The following is a 20760-nucleotide window of genomic DNA, read 5'->3' as shown; positions in this document are numbered from 1 at the left end:
CGGGTTCAGTAAGGCAGCTTGAAACGCCGGGTCAGGTCGAAGATGCCCTCGCGGATCGAGCGCTCGGTGCGGCTGTCCATGGCACCGCTGCGCACGCCCCCGAGCATGGCCAGGATCATGTCCCCGATCTCGCGGAACTCATCCTCGCCCATGCCCCGGGAGGTACAGGCCGCACTGCCCAGGCGAATGCCCGAGGTGACGCTGGACTTGACCTCGTCACCGGGCACGACGTTACGGTTCACGGTGATGCCGACCGCCTCCAGCGCACCCTCGGCGGCGTTGCCGGCAAGGCCCCAGGGGCGCAGGTCGATCACCCCCAGGTGGCAGTCCGTGCCGCCCGACACCACCAGCAAGCCACCTTCGGCCAGCCGCCCGCACAAGGCCCGGGCATTGGCCACCACCGCATGGGCGTAGGGGCCAAAACCCGGTTGCAGCGCCTCGCCCAGCGCCACCGCCTTGGCCGCGACCGTGTGCATCAGTGCAGCGCCCTGCAGGCCGGGGAACACCGCCGCGTTGATTTTGCGCGCCAGGGTCTGGTCGTTGCACAGGATCATCCCTCCGCGCGGGCCGCGCAGGGTCGCGTGGGTGCTCAGCGTGGTGACGTGGGCATGGGGCACTGGCGAGGGATAGGCGCCGCCTGCGACCAGCCCGGCGACGTGGGCGATGTCGGCCATCAGATACGCCCCCACCTCGTCGGCAATGGCGCGAAAACGGGCGAAATCCAGCGTGCGTGAATAGGCCGACGCCCCGGCGATGATCAGCCGTGGCCGCTCACGGCGGGCGATCTGCGCCACCTGGTCCATGTCAACCAGGTGCGTCAGCGGGTGCACACCGTAGCTGACCGCCTGGAACCAACGCCCGGACACGTTGAACGCCGCGCCGTGGGACAGGTGCCCGCCCGACTTCAGGTCCAGCCCGAGGATCTTGTCCTCCGGCTCCAGCAGCGCCAGGAACACCGCCTGGTTGGCCTGGGTGCCGGAGTGAGGCTGCACGTTGGCATAGCTGCAATCGAACAGCAGCCGGGCCCGCTCGGTGGCCAGGTCCTCGACCACATCCACATTGCCGCAGCTGGCGTAATAGCGTCGCCCCGGGTACCCCTCGGCGTACTTGTTGGTCAGCACCGACCCTTGGGCTTCGAGTACCGCGCGGCTGACCACGTTCTCGGCGGCGATCAGCTCGATGGACTGCACCTGGCGCAACCGCTCGGCATCGATGGCGGTCCACACCTCGCTGTCCACCTGCGGCAGCGCAGCGGCACTGATGCCCGGCAGCGCGTGGCCCTCTTTATAAGCGAAATGCGGCATGTGTACTCCTTGGTCTGAACGCCGGCGACAACCGCACTACCCTAGCGGCCTGCGGCGCCTGCGACCGTACCGATTACCCGCGCTGTTGCAGACCACCTGGCTTGGCCCGGCAAGCAGGCGTCTGGCCTGGGCATGCCAGAACGCGCGAAAGATGGGCCAAAGCGGTCTGGCCTATTGCCACTAATTGGACTACCCGACAAGACCAAAGCCTCATTAAGCTCTGCGCCGACTCAGCTCATGCCCCTACAGGTTTCACCATGACGATACGTATCGGCCTGTTGCCGCAAGTCGCCGCAGCGCACTTTGTCAGCCACCTGCACATCATGGTGCTGGCGGCGCTCTTTCCGCTGCTGCCTGCTTTTTTGAACGTGGATTATGTGGCGTTGGGCCTGGCCCTCAGCGTGTTCAACATCGTCACCGCGCTGGTGCAGGCCCCCATGGGGTTTGCCGTCGATCGCCATGGCGCCAGGCGCCTGCTGCTGATGGCCCTGGCCTTGGGCAGTTGCAGCTTCCTGTTGATTGCCCTGCTGCCCGGCTACACCTGCCTGCTGGTGGGCATGGCGCTGGCGGGCGTGGCCAATGCCGTCTACCACCCTGCCGACTATGCCCTGCTGTCCCGACACATCAACCCTGCGCACATCGGCAAGGCGTTCTCGGTGCACACCTTTGCAGGTTTTCTGGGCGCGGCGGTGGCCCCGGTGTTGCTGCTGGGGGTGGCGGTGGCCAGCGGCCCGGCCATGGCCTTCGCGACCGCAGCGCTGGTGGGCTTTGCAGCACTGGCCCTGCTATTGATACCCGGCTCGGCACTGGCCCAGGTCAGTGACGCGCCGCCCGCCCCGGCACCCAAGCCCGTGCAGGCGCAACGCGTGGCGCTGCTCTCGCCGATGATCATCAGCCTGACGCTGCTGTTCGTGCTGCTGAACCTGAGCACTGGCGCCATCGAAAAGTTTTCCGTCGCGGCCCTGATGCAGGGCCAGGGCGTGGCCTTGTACTGGGCCAACTCGGCCTTGACCGCCTTCCTGTTCGCCAGCGCATTCGGCGTGCTGGCAGGCGGTGCATTGGCCGACCGCACCCAGCGTCACGGGGTGGTGGCGGCCAGCGCTTTTGGGGTGGCGTGCATGCTGATGTTGCTGGTGGCCACGGCGGGCCTGAGCGAGCCGCTCTTGCTTGCCGTGCTGGGCCTAGCGGGCTTTTTGACCGGCGTGATCGCCCCGTCACGGGACATGCTGGTACGGGCTGCCGCCACCAAAGGGGCTGAAGGCAAGACCTTCGGCATCGTGTCCACGGGTTTCAACATCGGCGGCGCCATCGGGCCAGTCGGGTTCGGCTGGTTGCTGGACCAGGGCCACCCCAACGCGATTTTCTGGGCCAGTGCCGCCTTCATGGGCCTGACCGTGGCCCTGACATTGTTGCAGGAATGGGTAATGGCGCGGCAGCGCAAAGTCACTGCGTTGCAACTTTCATTTAAATGACCTGACGCAATAATAACGACACATTTGTACCGCAAACTTGAAGGGCGCCGCCCGCACCTGTGTGTGCCAGCCAGCCGGCGTAATCAAACTGAACAACGACAACCGATAGCCTGGAGTTTTAACATGGATGTTAACCATAGCGGTACCGATGATGCAGTTAAAGGCATGCTCGCCAAACTTTCAACCCTGTGGAAAACCCGCGCTGCCGTGAACCAGCCACAACCCGATTACTGGGGCCTGGCGTTCGATGCCAACAAGAACGACTTCAGCCATTCACTGCTGCCGTTTCGCAACCACCAGGCCTGGCTTGAAGCCCCCAAGGACTTGCAGTCCAAGTGCATGTCCTACGCCTGGGGCATTTATAACCTCAAGACCATTTATATTGAATGCAATGTGGTGGTGCCGGCCTGCGAAGACATTATCAAGACCCCGCCCCACAGCCATAACCGCGCACTGCTGCAAGATGTAATGTCTCAAGCCCTGCTCGATGAAGCCCTGCATACACGCATGTCGATCATGGCCTGCAACTATATCTACGACATGCGCCAACTTACCCCCCTGGACTTCAGCGCCTTCAACCTGGTGACCTGGCGCGAAGCGCTGCTGGCCAACTGCACCGCCGAATGGGAACGCCGCCTGACCCGCTTCGGCATCGCCTGCGCCAGCGAAACGCTGATCACCGACTACCTCAAGACCATGGCCGAAGACACCACCATCCAGTCGGTCTGCCACGAGGTCACCCGCACCCACGCCATGGACGAGTGGAGCCACTCCAGCGTGTTCAGCTTCGTCGCCACCGACATCGTCAACGGCCTGACCCGCAAGGAACGCCTGTACCTGCGCTCGATCATCCTGCGCACCGTGCAGATGTTCGCCAACAACGAGATGGGCGCCTGGTCGCGGGTGTTCGAGATGCTGGGCTTCCCCAACGGCAACGAGATCCTGCACGACGTGGGCGACAACAACGAGATCAGCGTCTATACCGACTCCCTCGAAGCCCTGGTCAACCGCATCGGCCTGGCCGGCAATGGCCTGGAGAGCGCCGAACAGGCCGTCGAACAGCTGCGCGAGAGGGCTAGCGCATGAGTACCCCGACAGGCTTTGAAGCCGTGTGCGAGCATGTCAGCAGCGAGACCGCGCAGATCAAGGTATTTGGCCTGCGCGTACTCAACGCCTCCAGCGCCTTTCTGGCAGACCTCGTGCCCGGCCGGCACGTGGCGTTGCAGGCAACGGACCTGTCCGGCGCCCGTCAGCAACGGCTGTACTCCATCACCCGCAGGCTTGGCAACGACCAGTTCGAGCTGGCGATCAAGCGCGAAGGCCGTGGCGGGGTCTCGGACCAGTTGCACGCCACCTGCCAGCCCGGCACGCGTTTCGACGTGCAGTTCGCCGCAGGTGACATCACCCTGGCTTCGGTCCAGGCCTGCCGCCACGTCGGCTTGCTGGCCGGCGGCATCGGCATCACCCTGCCGATCGCCCTGCTGCGCGGGCTGCACGAGCGCGCCCTGCGCGGCTTGAACGTGCCCCAGGTCAGCCTGCTGCTGTGCGTGCCGTCCATTGCCGACATCCCGTTCCTGCACGAATTGCTGCAACTGGAACTGAGCTGCCCCTGGTTCGACCTACAGGTGTTCGTCACCCGCGAAGCGGTGCACGGCAAAGGCCACTTCAAGGCCGGCCGCCCGCAAGCCCAGAACCTGCAAGCGCTGGGCAACCCGGACAGCGTGGTGATCTGTGGCAGCCACGGCTTCGCCCAGGGCATGCGCGAGCACCTGCTGGCGTTGTTCCCCACCTGCCCCTTGCTGATCGAATCCTTCACCCCACCAGCGGCCTCTGCCCCGGCCACGCCAGACGATGCCCAGGCCGAAAGCCCGTTGCGCCTGCACCTTCAGCATAACGACCAGGTGCTGGAGCCCGCCGCGGGCAAGAGCCTGCTGGAGATGCTGGAAACCAGCGGCATCGCCGTACGCAGCCTGTGCCGCGCCGGCATCTGCGGCCACTGCCGACTGAAAGTCTCGGAAGGCGAGTACACCGTCGAACCCGACTTCTGCCTGACTGACCAGGACAAGCGCGACGGCCATGCCCTGGCCTGCAGCACCTTCCCCAAGGCCGGTACGATCAAGGTCGACCTCAACCCTACGGCGTAAACCGCGCCCTCACTTCTTTCATCATCGGGTTTGCACATGAAAACAGCCATCGCACTGCGCCACATCCACTTCGAAGACGTCGGCACCCTGGCCCCCGTTCTGAGTGAGGCCGGCTACAGTCTCACCTACATCGACCCCACCGTCCAAACCCTCCAGGTCGAACAGGTGATGCAAGCTGACCTGCTGATCGTGCTGGGCGGCCCCATTGGCGCCTACGACGAAAAGCCCTACCCCTTCCTCAAGGCCGAGCTCGAGCTGGTGCGCCAACGCATTGAGTCCGGCAAGCCCATGCTGGGCATCTGCCTGGGTGCACAACTGATCGCCCGCGCCATGAACGCCAAGGTCTACCCCATGGGCGTCAAGGAAATCGGCTTCTCGCCGCTTACCCTCACCGCCGAAGGCCAGCAATCGCCGCTTGCCGAACTGGGCGACGTACCCGTGCTGCACTGGCATGGCGACCAGTTCGACATCCCCCAGGGCGCCGTGCTGCTGGCCAAGACCGACATCTGCGCGCACCAGGCCTTTGCCGTGGACAACCGCATCCTGGGCCTGCAATGCCACCTGGAAGCCGACCCCGCCCGCATCGAGCAGTGGCTGGTAGGCCACGCCAACGAAGTCGGCCAGACCGGCCTGGACCCCATCGCCCTGCGCTCGGCTGCCGCCGAACTCGGCGAGCGCCTGACCCAGGCCGCCGCCCGCGTGATGCGCGCCTGGCTCGCCAACCTGAAGTAACCCGCTGCACCACCACCGCATGAAAACAACAAAGTCATCAAGGATGAGGCACGCCCCATGATCGTCGTATTGTTCGAGTTGCAAGCACTGCCCGGCCAGGGCGAAACCTACGTTGACCTGGTCAACAAGCTCACCCCTCTGCTCAAGCCCATGGAAGGGTTCATCTCGGTAGAGTGCTTCCAGAGCACCCTCAACCCCAAGAAAGTGATGTCGGTGACCACCTGGCGCGACGAAGAAGCCGTGGTGCAATGGCGCAACGTCACCGCCCACCTCTCCGCCCAACGCGCCGGCCGCGACAAGATCTTCGACGACTACCGCGTGCGCGTCACCTCGGTCATCCGCGACTATGGCCTGCGCGACCGCGACCAGGCGCCCTACAACGAAGTCGTAGACGGCACCCGTCCCACCGCCTGCCCAGTAGCCTAACCCCCGGCGAGGCCGCCCCCCCTTTTTCCCCTGTGGGAGCGGCCTCGCCGGGGCGCCGGACCGGCCGCGATGGGCCGCAAAGCGGCCCCTTCCCACTCTGCTCTCCAGCAACATCCCGCCACAAACCCTCATGCCATCCCGCCACCATCAAAACGGAACTGTCAGCCAAGCGGCACAGTCCACTTTTACAGGCCCACCTACCAGAGGCCACAGAGGAGACTCCCATGAAAGGTACCGCGCTTTCGGCCCTGTTCGCGGCCGCTACCCTGCTCGCTTCGCCGGCCTTCGCTGCCGAAAAAGACCTGTGCGCCCTGAACCTGCAGGAAATCAACGACACCATGGCCACCGCCGGAGCCACCTCGGAAGGCCTCAAAACGCAAATCGATGATGAAGTGACCAAGGCCAAAGCTGCCCAGGCAAAAGGCAATGACAAGGAGTGCATTGCAATCACTCAAAAAGCCCTGACCACGCTGCAAAACACCAACAAAGGTAGCGGCTCGAGCAGCGGCGGCGCCTGATGCATCGCGCGGGTGAGCGCTCAGCTGTCGACGCCGCCCGCGCAATGCCGTATACTCCGGTTCACGTGCCGTAAGGTGCGTTAGCTTAGAGCTAGTGTGGGGCCGATTAGGATTCGACGCCGGTAGCGAAACTCTAGGTGCATGCCGAGTTGGTAACAGAACTCGTAAATCCACTGTTGCAACTTTCTATAGTTGCCAATGACGAAAACTACGAGGGCTACGCTCTCGCTGCGTAAGCAGCTGAGCCCGCTCTCCTGGTAGCTTCGGCTCCAGCAATCACCAGGGGATGCCTGTAAACCCGAAGTGATTGTCATACAGAACAGGATCGTCGTGTAGCACGTTGGGGGCAAAGCGACTAAAACTTACCCAACTCGTCCAAAGCACCCTGCCCGTCGGGCGGCTGCGGATTAACTCAATAGACACGGCTAAGCATGTAGTACCGACAGCGGAGTACTGGCGGACGGGGGTTCAAATCCCCCCGGCTCCACCAAATAATCAATCAAAGACGTCCACGGACGTCTTTTTTTGTGCCTGGAAGTCAGTTAAATCAAGGGTTTACTGCTCTTTTAAGGGCCATAACGGTTTTTTGAGTTCCAGCCATCCCGGTATTCCCGGTGGTATTCCAGCCTACCTGGGGCTAATCTTGGGAATACCAAAAGGTGTCATGGAGCTTCTCCCATGTGCGCTCAAACAGCTCGCCTCTCCGACCGCCAGCTCAAGGCGGTCAAGCCCAAAGACAAGGACTACGTCCTCACAGATGGCGACGGCCTGCAGCTTCGCGTCCGGGTTAACCGCTCGATGCAGTGGAATTTCAACTACAGGCATCCGGTCACCAAAAATCGAATCAACATGGCGCTCGGCTCCTACCCTGAGGTCTCTCTGGCACAAGCTCGGCGGAAAGCGGTTGAGGCTAGGGAAGTACTTGCGCAGGGGATCGATCCCAAAGCTCAACGCAATGATCTCGCGCAGGCCAAACGGGCCGAGACGGAACATACGTTCGAGAAAGTAGCTAGCGCCTGGTTCGAGCTGAAAAAGGACTCGGTCACGCCGGCCTATGCCGAGGACATCTGGCGCTCACTCGCGCTGCACGTTTTTCCGAGCTTGAAATCGACTCCGATCTCGGAAGTCAGTGCACCGATGGTGATAAAGATCCTTCGCCCTATCGAAGCCAAAGGCAGCTTGGAAACGGTGAAGCGGCTTAGCCAGCGCCTCAACGAGATCATGACCTACGGGGTCAATTCGGGAATGATTTTCGCGAACCCGCTCAGCGGGATTCGGGCGGTATTCAAGAAACCGAAGAAAGAAAATATGGCGGCGCTACCACCCGAGGAGCTTCCTGAGCTCATGCTGGAAATAGCGAATGCCAGTATCAAGCGCACGACCCGCTGCCTGATCGAGTGGCAGTTGCACACGATGACTCGCCCCGCCGAGGCGGCAACTACTCGCTGGGTAGACATCGACTTTGAAAGGCGAGTCTGGACTATCCCACCGGAGCGGATGAAGAAGCGCCGCCCGCACAGCATCCCGTTGAGCGATCAAGCCATGTCATTGCTGGAGATACTGAAGTCCCACAGTGGTCATCGGGAATACGTCTTCCCGGCAGACCGAAACCCTCGTACTCATGCCAATAGCCAGACCGCCAACATGGCATTGAAACGCATGGGCTTCCAGGACCGCTTGGTCAGCCACGGCATGCGCTCGATGGCCAGCACCATATTGAATGAACATGGGTGGGACCCGGAGCTCATCGAAGTGGCGTTGGCGCACGTCGACAAGGATGAGGTGCGCAGTGCCTACAATCGAGCCGACTACATCGAGCGACGGCGGCCGATGATGGCTTGGTGGAGCGAGTACATTCTGAAGGCGTCGACGGGCAATCTCTCAGCCAGCGCGATGAATGTGGCCAGGGATCGGAACGTGATACCCATCCGATAGGGCGGCGACAACGGCGACACTGGCGACAGACCACGTGCCATCTACATCCTTGCCGTCTGAGCGGATGGCGACAGTCGCCAACTCGCCTCGATTTTGGTTTCTCCGGCTAAGCCCGTGAGCATGGGGAGGCTTCGCATCCCCATGCTCACGGGCTAACACCAGAAAAGCGACAAACGGCCACTTTGCCACTGACACCCACCGACTTCCAAAGCACGCCAGAGGTGGAATCTGGCGCATTTCCATGTGCCCTTCACCAATTGACCCGTGCCGCGGTGACCGATAGAACGAAGATTCAAAGCGCTGCCTTAGGCAGCACCCCAGATGACCAGAGCCTTCAAGGTCATGCCGCTAACCCGGTGGTTCATCCCAAAGTGCGATTCGCGCCCGGAGGCTCGCACGGTCATTCGCCAGAATGATGGACGCCCTCTAAACAATCAGCCTAGTGCGGCTGCCCGCTAACCATTTAGCACTGCAGCAACGAACCTGCTCGGCCAACGTTTTGCGCCAACCGTTCGCCCGTCTCTTTTTCCAGAAAAGAGACGGGTGCTCCTACCACTGCTGCAGCCCTCATCGCACAGGGCTTTGCGGCAATTCCCCTCGTGACAATCGGCGTGACAAACGCCGATGTCACCAGCAACAGCGCTGTAGATGATGGTGCCGCAGCCCAAGGAATGGACTGCACCTGACTGACAGTCAGGCATGTCCCGGTCATCGCATTGCTGCTTGCTTGTGGCTCAGGATCTCGCGGCGCTGGTCTCGTCAGCCAGTGCAGCCTCCACCCGCCCACCGGTAACGGTGCTCAGGAGGCCAGATCATGAGATGCCCTTGCTCCTGGTCGTAAAGAGCCGCCAGTCCCGCGTCAGTGGACACCCTCACAGGTCGCAGGGGCCTTGATCCCTGATAACACTCAGCATTCTTGACGGGATGACGTGAGGGAGAGGTCGGTAATTTATGGAGGAAGGCTATGCAACTGCGCGAAGTACAAGGGCCACCACGCCCCTTGTTGGAACAGCAGATTACGCCCCTACCCTACCCGGTCGCGGCGCTGGGCGATCTATTGGGGCCTGCCGTGAAACGCATGGCCGATGTGATCGGCGTGCCCTGCGCCATGGCCGCGCAATCCGTTCTGGCCACGGCAGCTTTGGCGAGCCAGGCGCACGCCAATGTTCACCTCGACGGCCGAATTTATCCGTTGTCGCTGTACTTGCTGACGGTGGCTTGCTCGGGTGATCGCAAAAGCGCGGTGGACCATATTGCGCTGCAGGCCGTACACGACTGGGAAAGACAGCAGTGGATCGCCTATGGCGAACAGCTCAAGGCGCACCGCGCTGCAATGAGCCTCACCGCGAAGTCACCGACCTCGAAAAAGTCAGCACAACTAACGCTGGACGCCCAACCTGAACCCGTCCAACCGAGACTCCTCAGTGCTGAGCCGACCATTGAGGGCCTGGTCAAAAGCCTGTGCCACGGCTTGCCCAGCATGGGTCTGTTCAGCGATGAAGGCGGCCAGTTTTTGGGCGGCAGCACCATGAGCAAGGACAACATGATCAAGGCCATCACTCACTTGTCGACGCTGTGGGACGGCAGCCCGATTGATCGGTCGCGCGCGATGGCAGGGGAAAGTCTGCGTGCCTATGACCGCCGTCTCAGCATGCACTTGATGCTGCAACCCCGCCTGGCCGACCGCTTGCTTCAGGACGCAGATATCAAAGACCAGGGCATCCTGGGGCGCTGCCTGATCAGTTGGCCCGAGCGTCTGGTTGGACAACGGCTGTACAAAGCCATCGACCTGACCCGAGATCCAAAGGTGCACCTGTACCAGCAACGCATTGCCGCGCTGATGCAGAAGCCTTGGTCACGCCATAAAGACGGCGGCCTCAACCCTGTAACCCTGGAGTTGAGCCCCCGCGCCCGTGAGGCCTGGATTGCCATTCACGACACCATTGAATGCGAGTCCGGGGAATTCGGCGAGCTGGTCAACGTGCAAGCTGCCGCGGGCAAAGCCGCCGCGAACGTATTACGCATGGCGGGTGTGATGGCGGTGGTTGAGGAATCGACTTTATTGGAAGACATGCACATTCAGCGCGCCTCCACGCTGATGGACTACTACCTGGCCGAGAACCAACGGCTGACTGAGCAGGAACCACTGAATAAGCTTCGCGCAGAGGCTGATTGCCTCCTGCGCTGGTTGATAAAGAAGAACTGGCCACCGTTTCGCCTCCGCGATATCACGCGCAACGGCCCCCGCTTTGCCCGTAAAAGCACGCGGCACACCTTCGAGTTATTGCTGCAACTGGTTGCCCATAACTGGCTGAACAATGACGGGGACATATTCGAGGTGCGCCATGTTCCGACTCAATGACGCCGTGCGCCGCTATCGGGCGCAACATTGCTCGCCGACCGAGTTACGGAGTGTCGCCGCCACTGCCACCACTTTGTCGCCACGTGCCAATCCAGATGCGGCGGGGGTTTTCGCCAGTGTCGCCGCTGTCGCCGCTCCAACATCTGAGTCAATCGACCTCGCTCGGCTTATCGAACAGTTGCAAGAAGAAGGGGCTCTGCTGCAACACAGCGAAAACGCCCTTCTCGTCCGCCCAGCACACTGGGGACAGTTGGACTGCATCGGTCCCCACTGGAAAGCCCTGCTGCTGCACCTACAAACCAACGATCAAGGTGAAGATAATGGCACTGGTCGGTCGGCGTGACGGTCGCAACTTTGGCTATGGTCGCCAACTGAGCTATGCCGGGCGGCAGGCACTCGAGGATATGTTCGCAGGCGGCCACTTCGCCACCGTGAAAGCACACAGCGATCGCTGGCAAGCCTTCGTGCGCTGGTGCCGGTCAGAGAACGGCCCCGGTTACAACGATGCGCGCCAGATTGATCGACATACGCTGGAGGATTACGTCGCATATCTGCACCAGCAGATCCAGCAAGGCGAGCTGTGTATCGCCACCGCGCAAAACCGCCTGAGCAGCGTTAACCGCACCCTTGCTGCGCTGCGCGGTGATCAGGATGTGAGGATCGCCAGCCCGAGTCAGGCGTTGGGACAGCAGCGCTCGAGCGTACGCACTCGCGCGCCGGATGGCCAAGATCACCAACAGGTGCGGCGACTGGCTGAGGTGCTTGGAGAACAGCAACACGATCGGGTGGCCGCCATAGTCCTTTTAGCTCGAGCAACCGGCATGCGCCTGCGCGAAGCGATCCTGGCTGACCTGCCACGCTTACACCGCGAAGCCGAACGCTTAGGCCGCATCAACATCCAAGACGGCACCAAAGGAGGCCGTTCAGGCTCATCAGCGCCGCGATGGGTGGTGGCCAATGAAGCGGTGAAAGCGGCCCTACAGTTGGTTCGTCAGGCATCGCCAACCGGCAGCCGCAACTTGCTGGCCCGAGACGAAAGCTACGCCATATTTCTGCACCAAACAGTGCTCTCCGCCCGCAAAACGCTGCATGCACACGGGCTGAAGGGTTTTCATGAACTGCGCGCAGCCTACGCCTGCGAACGGTACGAGCAGCTCACGGGCCACGCCGCACCGGTCAATGGCGGCCACTGCTATCGCATTGACCGCGGCCTTGATCAACTGGCGCGCCAACAGATCAGCCTTGAGCTTGGGCATAACCGGATCGATGTGGTATCGGCCTACATTGGCGGAAGAACATGAGCAAACCCTTCGATATGACGCTGTTCCTGAGCGGCGTACTGACCGGCTCAAAGGCCACGCAGCAACGTCACCTACGCCAAGCACGAGTCATGCAAGCAGCCATTCAACAGCGATGGCAACGCGATAATCCCTGGACCTGGCAGCTCAAGCATGTGCGCTGGTTTCTCACTCAGCACCTGAAAGACCATTCCGACGCCACCCGGTATTACTATCGACTCACCGCCCTATTGATCTGGAAACGATTAGGGAGCGGCCGAGGATTGCTGATCTGACGCTCGAATCGAGGGTAGGCAGTCCATCAATAAATCTATCCCCCCTTTCACCTCGCCCGTACAGATTCTTTAAAGGCCCATCGACTGAATCATCTCACCTTCACTGACCGACTCCGGCGTCACAACGGCATCCTTGAGCATCAGTTTTCCGCGCAACAAACGGTCAAGGTGCACATCGAATGAATCAAACTGGGGATGAGTGACAGCAGGCAGGTGAATGAATACCGGTTTGGTCTGGCCGATCCGGTAAACCCGGTCAGATGCCTGTGCCTCTTTGGCCGGGTTCCAGTGGCGCTCCAGATGCACCACATGATTGGCCCCGATCACGGTCAGACCGACCCCCGCAGCGACTGGCGACATGATCAGCACATTGAAACCGCTGTGGGCTTCAAATTCGGCAATCAGCCGCTTGCGCGTCATGTCTTCCGCACGTGTCGCGACCGCTTTGGTATCGCCATTGATCACAGATAGATTCAAGCCATAGATCTGGTCCAGCCAGAGCTTGAGGACTCGCTGCAGACGCTTGGTCATCATGAATAAAATGACCTTTTCACCCTTGCTACGGATCTCATCAAGCAACTGCAGCATCACCGCCAGCTTGCCGGACTCCATCATCAGTTGCCGCGCTTGCTTGCCGTCCTCGCTGTACAGCGCCGGCTCATTCTCCAGGCGTGGGTGCAGGGAAATCGAGCGCAGCTGAGTCAATGCCGCCAGTGCGGTGCCCCGCATATCCTCAGCACTCGCACGTCGCGCCCGGTAGCTGTTGAGGACTTCATCGTAGATCTGCAACTGGATGCCTTTCATCACAACACCCAACTGCGTCGCATGCCGTTGCAGGCCATGATCAGCTTGCTCGACACCACTGAGAATGGTCTTGGTTGGCAGGCCCTTGAGCTGATCCTCTTTCACCCGCCGCAGCATGAATATGCCAACCGCACGCCGCAGCTGCTCGCCTAAATGCGTCCGGACCTCATCTCGCTCGTCATCGCTGGCCGCCAGGATCGGCTTGATCCAGGTATCGCGGAAGTTTTCCCAGCCCCCCAGCAAACCGGGCTGCACCGTATGCATCAGGCACCAGAAATCGCCCAGGCTGTTTTCTACCGGCGTGCCGGTTGCCAGCAGTTTGAAATCCGCCTTGAGCCCTTTGGCCGCAATAGTCTGTAGCGCATTGGGGTTCTTGATGTTCTGCGCCTCGTCGAAGATGACCACGCCCCAGTCGATACGGCACAGAGAGAACTGATAATCGCGCAGGGTCTGGTAGGTCGTCAGTACCAAGCGGCGATCCATATCCAGACGATGCACACCAGCTTCCGGCCCTACATGCAGCGCATAGCGAATGCTCTGCTCATCCACCATGCCACTGCTGTCATCGATCATAGACGCCAACTGCACCGATTCGCGCTCAGCACCGTTGACGCGATAGTCGCGCAGACTCCGCCCCGACTGCAGCACCACCACATCGCGGAACGGAATGCCGGCGAAAGTCTTGCCGACTTCATCCTCCCAGTTTTCCAGCAGGCTCAGCGGCGCCACCACCAGAACTGGTTTCTGTGGCTTGTCAGCCGCGCGCTGACTGGCCAGATATTCCCCGACGGTAACCAGCGACATGTAGGTCTTGCCGAGGCCCATGTCATCAGCCAACAGACCACCCTGCAGGCGATACAGGTCATCCGCTTCATCCTGCAACGCAGCGCCCATCAGTTTCAACATCCACTCGATCCCCTCACGCTGATGAGGGAACGGCTGCCGGGCATAAACCGACCAGTCGGGCACAGTCAACGGCGTTGCAGCCGCCGCCTTGTGCAACAGTGCAGAGTTTATCTCGTCGGCATCCTTGAGAATGACCCCGACCTTTTCCTTGCCTTCCGGGGGCTCGTACTCCTCGTCACGCGATTCGCTATCGCTGACCGGGTGCATGTTCTGGCGAGCCTTGGCCAGCTCCTGCTGAACGGCCGGGGCATCGGAGATATCGATCACCTCGCCAGCAAACGCCACACTCGTCGCGCCCTGTTCATTAGCCGCCTGCAGTACCCCTTCGAAGCGCTGCAAATCCTCGGGAGACTGAATCAGCTTGCCCAGAATAGCGGCAGGTGCCGGGCGTTTGTCCAGTGCAAACCAGTCATTCTTAGTTGCATCCAGCGCGCCGAAGTCCATGTGCTGAAGCTTGCCGATGCCCGCAACCCGGGCGGAGAATCCCACCTCCAGATTGACCAGCGCAGCATCGAGAAACGCCGTGGGCGTCGCAATAAACTCGTTTACCTGGTTAGCCGGAATACGCTTGTTCGCCAGCACATTGCGGATACCCTCCATCCTCGCCTGATCCAGCAACAGCACACGATTGTCAATCCGCAGCACGCCGCCATCGGCCGTCATGTCCAACTGCGACCAGCGTTTCTCCAACTGATCAGCAGTGGAGCCATCCCCCAGGCTAGGGCAGAGCTGAAGGCTGCCATCTGGCAAACGCGTGGCGATAACCCCGATGTTCTCCGGCACCACCACATCCAGCCGCTCGAAGTGGCTCAGGTCAATGCGCATACCGCTGCGTGCGGCGGTCTGCAGTTCAGCCATCAAACGCAGATTGGCCGCCTCACCACGCTGCTCCGGCAGCAGCGCCTCATGCCGCTCCCAGGCCTGCAAACCCATCATTTCAGCCGGCGTCAGCCAGTAGCACTCACTGCTGGTCAGGAACAAATAAGGGCCTTTGCGTGTGAAGCTGGCAGCGCCATCCGGCATTTCCAAGGTGATCGCCACACGAAAACCACTGTTGCCTGTGCGTCCACTGATCGAGGTCAGAAAGCGCCCCGGCAAGCGCCTTGGCAAGCGCAGGATTTCCGCCTGCTCAAGGTCCATCCCCGAAACATCTTCGGCACCGATGTGGAAACCGTTAGCGGTGGTTTCAGCAATGCCCTGCTCAGTCAGCATGTTGAACACGATCAACTGTACTTTTGCCAGCGCACTACCCTGCCCATTTTGCAACGCCTGGAAGGCCGGCATGGGCATGAAGAAGTTCAAGCCATTGGAGTCCGGTTGCGACTGAAAGCCCTGCTGAGTACTCAGCGCGCCATCCCGCTCACCGATGAGCGAGCGGAAAATATCCATCAACCCCATCTATTCGGCCCCTTCCTGTTCATCCAACGCCTCAAGCGCGAGACGTGCTGCCTCATTCACCGTCCAGCCGTACTGCTCATCACGCACGCACATGTCCTTCAATGGGCCATACAAGATCTGATTGATTTCTCGCGTGTCGACATCGAAAACATTCGCGGCATAGCGGACTTTATCGCCCGGGTTGTCCACGAAGTAGCGCAGTATTTTCAGAGCCGAGGGTTTCAACCCTGCCAGCAGCCCTTCGTTTACCACCATCTGAGGAGCCGCAGCAGCAGCAGCAGCAGCATTCACTTCTCCAGAACTTACAGAGCGCGACACTACGGGATCATGCTGTTGAGTACCTTGCCCTACCGAAGAAGATGGAGCAGAAGTTACAGCACGTGGAGCCACTGGATCTTGTGCAGGAGTAGATCTGGAATCTCTCGTTGCCTGTGAGACAGGCGAAGGCCCCTGAGGCTCTGACATCGTTTGAATTGCCTGACCAGTAGCTGAGCCCCGTGGCTCACTTAGTAGAAAATCCGGAGCTTCTGCTAACTTGGACTTCGGTACTACGGTGCGAGTAGAGTTAACTACAGGCATGCCATAACGCCGTAGATATGCTTGATAATCAGAACGACTTAGCAATCTTTCGAGATCGAGAGAAATACCGTTTTCCGCCAAGAAAGTGAAAACCTTGTTCTGCCATACCATAGGATGATGTGAGTATGAGACATAAGGCAGACCAGGATAACTACGCTCATACTCCAACGGAACAACCTTAGTAAGATCGGCATCACTAAATACATTTTTATCAAAAGACCTCAACAACTCACTCGGCAGAGCAAGGTAAACCCATATCTTAAAACTATGAGAGCCTTGAACAAGGTGAAATGCACCGCAATCCATATAAATAACGGCTTTATCGTGCATCCGCCCTTCCATTCGAGCAAAGCTTGTTTTTACCTCAGACCCAAGAATTTTCCTGACGGTATCCTGCGCCTTATTACCCAACATCAAACGCGCATTAACAATAAGCTTCTGCTCAAACAACCCTTCAATAAATCTTTTACGAGCAGGAAACATACGCTGCAATTCTAAATTCTGAGTTTCAATCCCGTATTCCTCAACTGCACTCAGGAATAGTCGCAAATCCTCCTTGACCAACCAGCCCCGAACCTTCTGCACCCGCTCCTCACCGAGGAACTGCCACCACTCACGGTAATTGGGCGAATTGCGGGCAATCCGCGGATCCCCCGCCAGATTAAGGATGAAGTTCAACCAGGCATCGCCCGGTTCCTGCCCGACGCGGTCGATCAAAATCTCCAGCGCGATATGGCCGATTCGCCGCTCGCCCTCGTAGGGCGCCTTGGCCACAGAGGGTTTCTGCAGTTCGTCCAGCACCGGGTCATACTCACCGGGCGAAAGCCCTCGCAGGGTCTCCAGGTAGAAGTGCGCCCGGCAGATATCGCCATAGCGCCCATCGTCAAAGCCCTGAAGACCCAGAGCCTCAAAGGTTGCACTCAGCTCATGGCCGCTGTCGCGAACCTGCTCGACCAGTTGTACCGGGCCGTCAAGCGGCAACAACCAATGTCCATCACGCTTGAGGGTTAACAGCGGATCGGCTTGCGGCCCGCTGATTCTGGGTTCAGGCAACAATTGCAGTTGCTGCAGCAAAACCTGCTCAAGCTTCTCACGCAGCCCCTCGTGCTCGTCCAGCTTGTCGAAGCGACGGAAGTAGAACTGCGCCAGTTGCTGCAGAGTAATGCGCGTCAGCCTCGGCTGCTGCGCCTCCACCAGCACAGTGAGCAAGCGGACACTGAACAGGCGCCTACCGATAACCTCGTCGTTCAACCACAACCAGGTCAGCGCTCTCGCGGTAAGCCGGCGTTTGAGCAACGCCGGCAAGCCGTCAAAACGCCCGGTGCTGGCCATATCGCGCAAACGCGCCAGTATTGCCTCGAACGCATCACCCTGCCCTGTCGCTGCCGCCATCCTGGCCCCCTTTTCGATCAGAATCTGCCAGCCTTCGATTGTCTTGGCAGGCCACTCGACCACGGGCATATGCACCGGGGGCAACCTCACGGCTGCACCTCTTCCAGACGCTCACGTACCTGCTCGTACTGAGCGCTGTCCGGGCGGCGAATGGTGAAGCGGATGTCGATACGACGGTTGCGCTTGAAGTCTTCTTCCGCCCGCTGGTCTACCACCACCGGCCGGGTTTCACCGTAACCACTGACCGAGAACAGCGGCTTGCCATCCTTGTTGTTCAGGCTGGCCAGTTGCTCATCACCCGGCAGGGCAGCGCCCCAGAACTGCCACAAAGAGATGGCGCGGAAGGTTGAGAGCCCCCAGTTGCCTTTGCCCATAAACCCCGGGAAGGGTCGATTGTCGGTATGGCCCTCGATGAAGATGGTATCGAGATACTCAATCCTGTCATCACGGGCGATCACCTCATGGATCACCTTGCCAATCTCCAGCGCACGTTCCTGGTAAGCGGCATGAATGTCATAGGCGCCGCTGTCGAACCCGAGCAGATCGTTGGGGATACTCAGCACCGTATGATTTTCGCTGACCTCGACCTTGATGCCGCGACGGCGCAGGGCCTCAACCGCTTCATCAAGAATGGTGCGGCGCACCTGCTCGGCCTTTTTCAGTTCAACGATTTCTTCCTCGAACTGAACCTGCCGCTCCTTCAGCTCCTGCTGAATCTCCATCAACTGCAGGATCAGAATCACCGAGGCCAGAATGAAGATCACCAGCAGCGCCGACATGATGTCCGAGAAGGACATCCAGTACGGATTCTCCTCGTCGACGCTGACCTCTTTGGCTTTGCCCAGACGCATCAGCGTGCCTCCAGCTCATCCAGAATGCTGCTCATGTTCTGCACGATGCGGTGCATCTGATCCGCATAGTTCTGCGAGACCTCATTCCACTTGTTCATGCGGTCATCCGTCTGCACGCGCACCTCACCGGCATAGCTACGCAGCCACTCCTCAGCCTGCTTCTCAACCGCCTCGACCTGCTCACGCAGCGCCACGCCCAGTGACGTAAATTCATGGCGCACCCCGGCGAGAAATTCCTGCTGGGTCGTTTTCATCTCGCCAAAGCCGTTACGCGCCTCGCTGGCAGCCTGCTCGAAGCGCTGCGCACCTTCCAGCAGGGTGCCCTGCAACTGCGCCAAGGTCGTCGCCTGCTGCTGCAGCTGGCCGGCTAATTCGGCGTTCTGTCCACCCGCCTGCTCGATGCGTGCCGTCACCTGCTCCAGGCGCTGGCCCAACAGCTCGGCGGCCGAGCGCACGTTGGCCGATAGCAGGCCAAGCTGGTTGGCACTGCTGTCCATATGCTTGCTACTCTGCGCTGCCGCCTCGGTGGCCTGCTTGAGCTGGCCGAGCAACTGCTGGTGCTGCTCCGCCATCAGCCGGCTCTGCTGCTGAGTGGCCTGCACGGCACTGGCCAAACCGGCCAGCAGCTCCTGCTGCTGCAGGGTAACCTGCTCCAACTGCTGCTGGAAGCGCTGCTGCCGCGCCTGCTCGCGGGCCTCGGCTTGCTCGCCCTGGGTGCTGAACTGCGTGGTCAGGCCACCCAGCAGCTTGTCCACGGTGCTCTGTAATTCACGTTGTTGCTGCGCCGCCGCCTCGTTGAGTGCGCTGATCTGCTGCTGGCTGCTCTGCCCCAGGCTACCCAGCATCTGCTGCTGGCGTTCGAGCAGCTCGGCCTGTTGCTGCTCATGCCGCTGGCTACGCGCCTGCTCACGCTGCTCGGCCGCGCCCATCTGCGTATCGAGTTGAGTGTTGAGGCTCATCATCAAACGGGAGAACACCTTCTCCAGATTGTTGTGACGCTCGTTGCCGGCCTCGGCCATCGCCTGCATCTGCTCACGGGTCGAATGGGAGAACTGATCCAGCATCGCCGTCTGGCTGCTGCTGGCCTGGCCCAGTACCCGCTCGAACAGCGCATGGCGCTCCTCGTCGCGCTGCTGCGCCACACCCAGCTGATTCTGTAGCTGACCACTCAGGCCCGCCATCAACTCGCTGAAGCGCTGCTCCATCTGCGCCTGACGATCATCAGCAGAACCGCTAATGCGCTGCAATTGCGCCTCGAAGGCCGAGCTTTGCTGCTGCGCCACCGACATCTGCTGGCTCTGCTGCTCGCTGAGGCGGCTGAACAACTGATTCAGCTCCTCGCTCATGCCACTCACGGCGGCATTCACATTAGCCGCTGCCTGCTGCATCTGCTGGCCCTGCTCACGGCCAACCGAGGTCATGCCTTCCATAAAGTTGCCTACCAGGCTTTCCAGCACCTGAGTGGACTGCTGGCTGGTGGTGCTGACCAAGGTCTGAATGGCCGGCGCCATGATGTTGTTCAGGGCATCAGTGAGTGCGGTCTGCATCGCCTCGTTCATGCCGGTCAGGGTTTCCTGCAGGCGCTCGCCGATGCGCTCGTGCAGCTCCTGCAGCGCCTCCTTGCTCTCCTTGCCGTATTCGGCGATGTGCACCAACGACTGCTCGGCGGGAATGCGCGGATACAGCGCATCCACATCGTGCTGCAGCGCTTGAATCCCCTGCAGCGCCGCACGCTCGAACATCTTCTCGATGAAGTTGAGCAACAGGCTGAACAGCACACCCCAGACCGACGTCATAAAGGCCACGGCAGCACCGGAGATCAGCTTGTTGATCCCGCCCTTGAGCGCTTCGATCTCGCCCGTACTGCCAACCAGCCCTTCCAGACCAACGGTCAGACCGACGAAGGTGCCCAGCACGCCGATGGCCACCAGAAAGCTTGGCGCTGCCGCCAGCAAACGGCTGGCCGTCAAACCACCAGCCAGCGTACGCGGGTTGAAGAAGTGCTCGGCATCCAGCGTGTTGAACAGCTGCTTCTGATCCGAGGACAGCACTAGGCTTTCGTCGAATTCACGCCAGAGCATGCCTACATTCGGCGCCTTGAGCTCACCCGCCCTCTGTAGGGTTTCCCGGCGGTTCTGCGCTAGCGTCTCCTTGCTCTGCCCTTCCAGCAGCGAGTGCAGAGCCTGCATCCGCGCGCTGAAGCGGCGGTAATGCACCACCAGCGCCCAAAAGGAAAAAACAAAGACCAGCGCAGTGGCCAACCAGAACCAGGCACTGATGCCATTGGGGTTGGCGCTGAACATATGGGCGAAGTCAGGAATCAGGTGTTGCAGCAGGTCCATCATGTCAGGGCACCCAAAAACG

15 protein-coding genes and 1 other RNA gene are annotated in these 20760 nt (G+C 60.5%); 11 read left to right on the top strand and 5 right to left on the bottom strand.

Annotated features, from left to right (window positions below):
• Positions 1 to 5: 5 nt before the first annotated feature.
• Positions 6 to 1304 carry a serine hydroxymethyltransferase gene (locus B2Y33_RS10095; RefSeq protein WP_206405583.1) on the bottom strand — a complete coding sequence of 433 codons (1299 nt, stop codon included), beginning with the start codon at positions 1302 to 1304 and terminating at the stop codon, positions 6 to 8.
• Between the two features lie 257 nt (positions 1305 to 1561).
• On the opposite strand from B2Y33_RS10095, the gene B2Y33_RS10090 reads away from it, so the two are divergent.
• From B2Y33_RS10090 to B2Y33_RS10040, 11 genes are all read left to right on the top strand, one after another.
• A complete protein-coding gene (locus B2Y33_RS10090) occupies positions 1562 to 2776 on the top strand; it encodes an MFS transporter (RefSeq protein ID WP_028687091.1) in 1215 nt (404 codons plus the stop codon).
• 123 nt (positions 2777 to 2899) lie between these two features.
• Positions 2900 to 3862 (top strand): diiron oxygenase, encoded by a 963-nt coding sequence (locus B2Y33_RS10085; protein ID WP_088523507.1) that lies wholly within the window; start codon positions 2900 to 2902, stop codon positions 3860 to 3862.
• Positions 3859 to 4920 carry an iron-sulfur cluster-binding domain-containing protein gene (locus tag B2Y33_RS10080; RefSeq protein ID WP_206405582.1) on the top strand — a complete coding sequence of 354 codons (1062 nt, stop codon included), beginning with the start codon at positions 3859 to 3861 and terminating at the stop codon, positions 4918 to 4920. The genes B2Y33_RS10085 and B2Y33_RS10080 overlap by 4 nt, the downstream gene beginning before the upstream one ends.
• 36 nt (positions 4921 to 4956) lie before the next feature.
• Positions 4957 to 5652 (top strand): glutamine amidotransferase, encoded by a 696-nt coding sequence (locus B2Y33_RS10075; protein WP_104925822.1) that lies wholly within the window; start codon positions 4957 to 4959, stop codon positions 5650 to 5652.
• Positions 5653 to 5709: 57 nt separating this feature from the next.
• The gene (locus B2Y33_RS10070; RefSeq protein WP_027915438.1) at positions 5710 to 6078 is read left to right on the top strand and encodes an antibiotic biosynthesis monooxygenase family protein; all 369 of its coding nucleotides are present in this window, start codon (positions 5710 to 5712) and stop codon (positions 6076 to 6078) included.
• Between the two features lie 224 nt (positions 6079 to 6302).
• Positions 6303 to 6596, top strand: coding sequence for a hypothetical protein (locus B2Y33_RS10065; protein ID WP_027915439.1), 294 nt, complete (start codon positions 6303 to 6305; stop codon positions 6594 to 6596).
• A gap of 98 nt (positions 6597 to 6694) precedes the next feature.
• Positions 6695 to 7086, top strand: a transfer-messenger RNA (tmRNA) gene (gene ssrA, locus B2Y33_RS10060).
• A 188-nt stretch (positions 7087 to 7274) separates the two neighbouring features.
• The gene (locus B2Y33_RS10055) at positions 7275 to 8531 is read left to right on the top strand and encodes an integrase domain-containing protein (RefSeq protein ID WP_206405581.1); all 1257 of its coding nucleotides are present in this window, start codon (positions 7275 to 7277) and stop codon (positions 8529 to 8531) included.
• A 964-nt stretch (positions 8532 to 9495) separates the two neighbouring features.
• Positions 9496 to 10893, top strand: a complete 1398-nt coding sequence (locus tag B2Y33_RS10050) for a YfjI family protein (protein ID WP_206405580.1) — start codon at positions 9496 to 9498, stop codon at positions 10891 to 10893.
• A gap of 320 nt (positions 10894 to 11213) precedes the next feature.
• Complete coding sequence (locus B2Y33_RS10045; RefSeq protein ID WP_206405592.1) at positions 11214 to 12194, top strand: integrase domain-containing protein; 981 nt, start codon at positions 11214 to 11216, stop codon at positions 12192 to 12194.
• Positions 12191 to 12466 (top strand): hypothetical protein, encoded by a 276-nt coding sequence (locus B2Y33_RS10040; RefSeq protein WP_033701633.1) that lies wholly within the window; start codon positions 12191 to 12193, stop codon positions 12464 to 12466. The genes B2Y33_RS10045 and B2Y33_RS10040 overlap by 4 nt, the downstream gene beginning before the upstream one ends.
• 69 nt (positions 12467 to 12535) lie before the next feature.
• On the opposite strand, the gene B2Y33_RS10035 is transcribed toward B2Y33_RS10040, so the two are convergent.
• Genes B2Y33_RS10035 through zorA form a run of 4 tightly spaced genes read right to left on the bottom strand, consistent with a single transcriptional unit; the run spans position 12536 to position 20741 of the window.
• Positions 12536 to 15574: a DEAD/DEAH box helicase gene (locus B2Y33_RS10035; protein WP_206405579.1), complete on the bottom strand. Its 3039-nt coding sequence runs from the start codon at positions 15572 to 15574 to the stop codon at positions 12536 to 12538.
• Positions 15575 to 17635, bottom strand: coding sequence for an EH signature domain-containing protein (locus B2Y33_RS10030; RefSeq protein ID WP_206405578.1), 2061 nt, complete (start codon positions 17633 to 17635; stop codon positions 15575 to 15577).
• Positions 17632 to 18396 (bottom strand): OmpA/MotB family protein, encoded by a 765-nt coding sequence (locus B2Y33_RS10025; RefSeq protein ID WP_206405577.1) that lies wholly within the window; start codon positions 18394 to 18396, stop codon positions 17632 to 17634. Before B2Y33_RS10025 ends, B2Y33_RS10030 begins: the two co-directional genes overlap by 4 nt.
• Positions 18396 to 20741 carry an anti-phage ZorAB system protein ZorA gene (gene zorA / locus B2Y33_RS10020; protein WP_206405576.1) on the bottom strand — a complete coding sequence of 782 codons (2346 nt, stop codon included), beginning with the start codon at positions 20739 to 20741 and terminating at the stop codon, positions 18396 to 18398. The genes B2Y33_RS10025 and zorA overlap by 1 nt, the downstream gene beginning before the upstream one ends.
• Positions 20742 to 20760: the final 19 nt, after the last annotated feature.

Source organism: Pseudomonas sp. UBA5666, from assembly GCF_002420785.1.
Lineage (GTDB): Bacteria > Pseudomonadota > Gammaproteobacteria > Pseudomonadales > Pseudomonadaceae > Aquipseudomonas > Aquipseudomonas fulva.
Note: the sequence above shows the minus strand (reverse complement) of the source record. Positions and strands in the feature narration are given on the sequence as shown.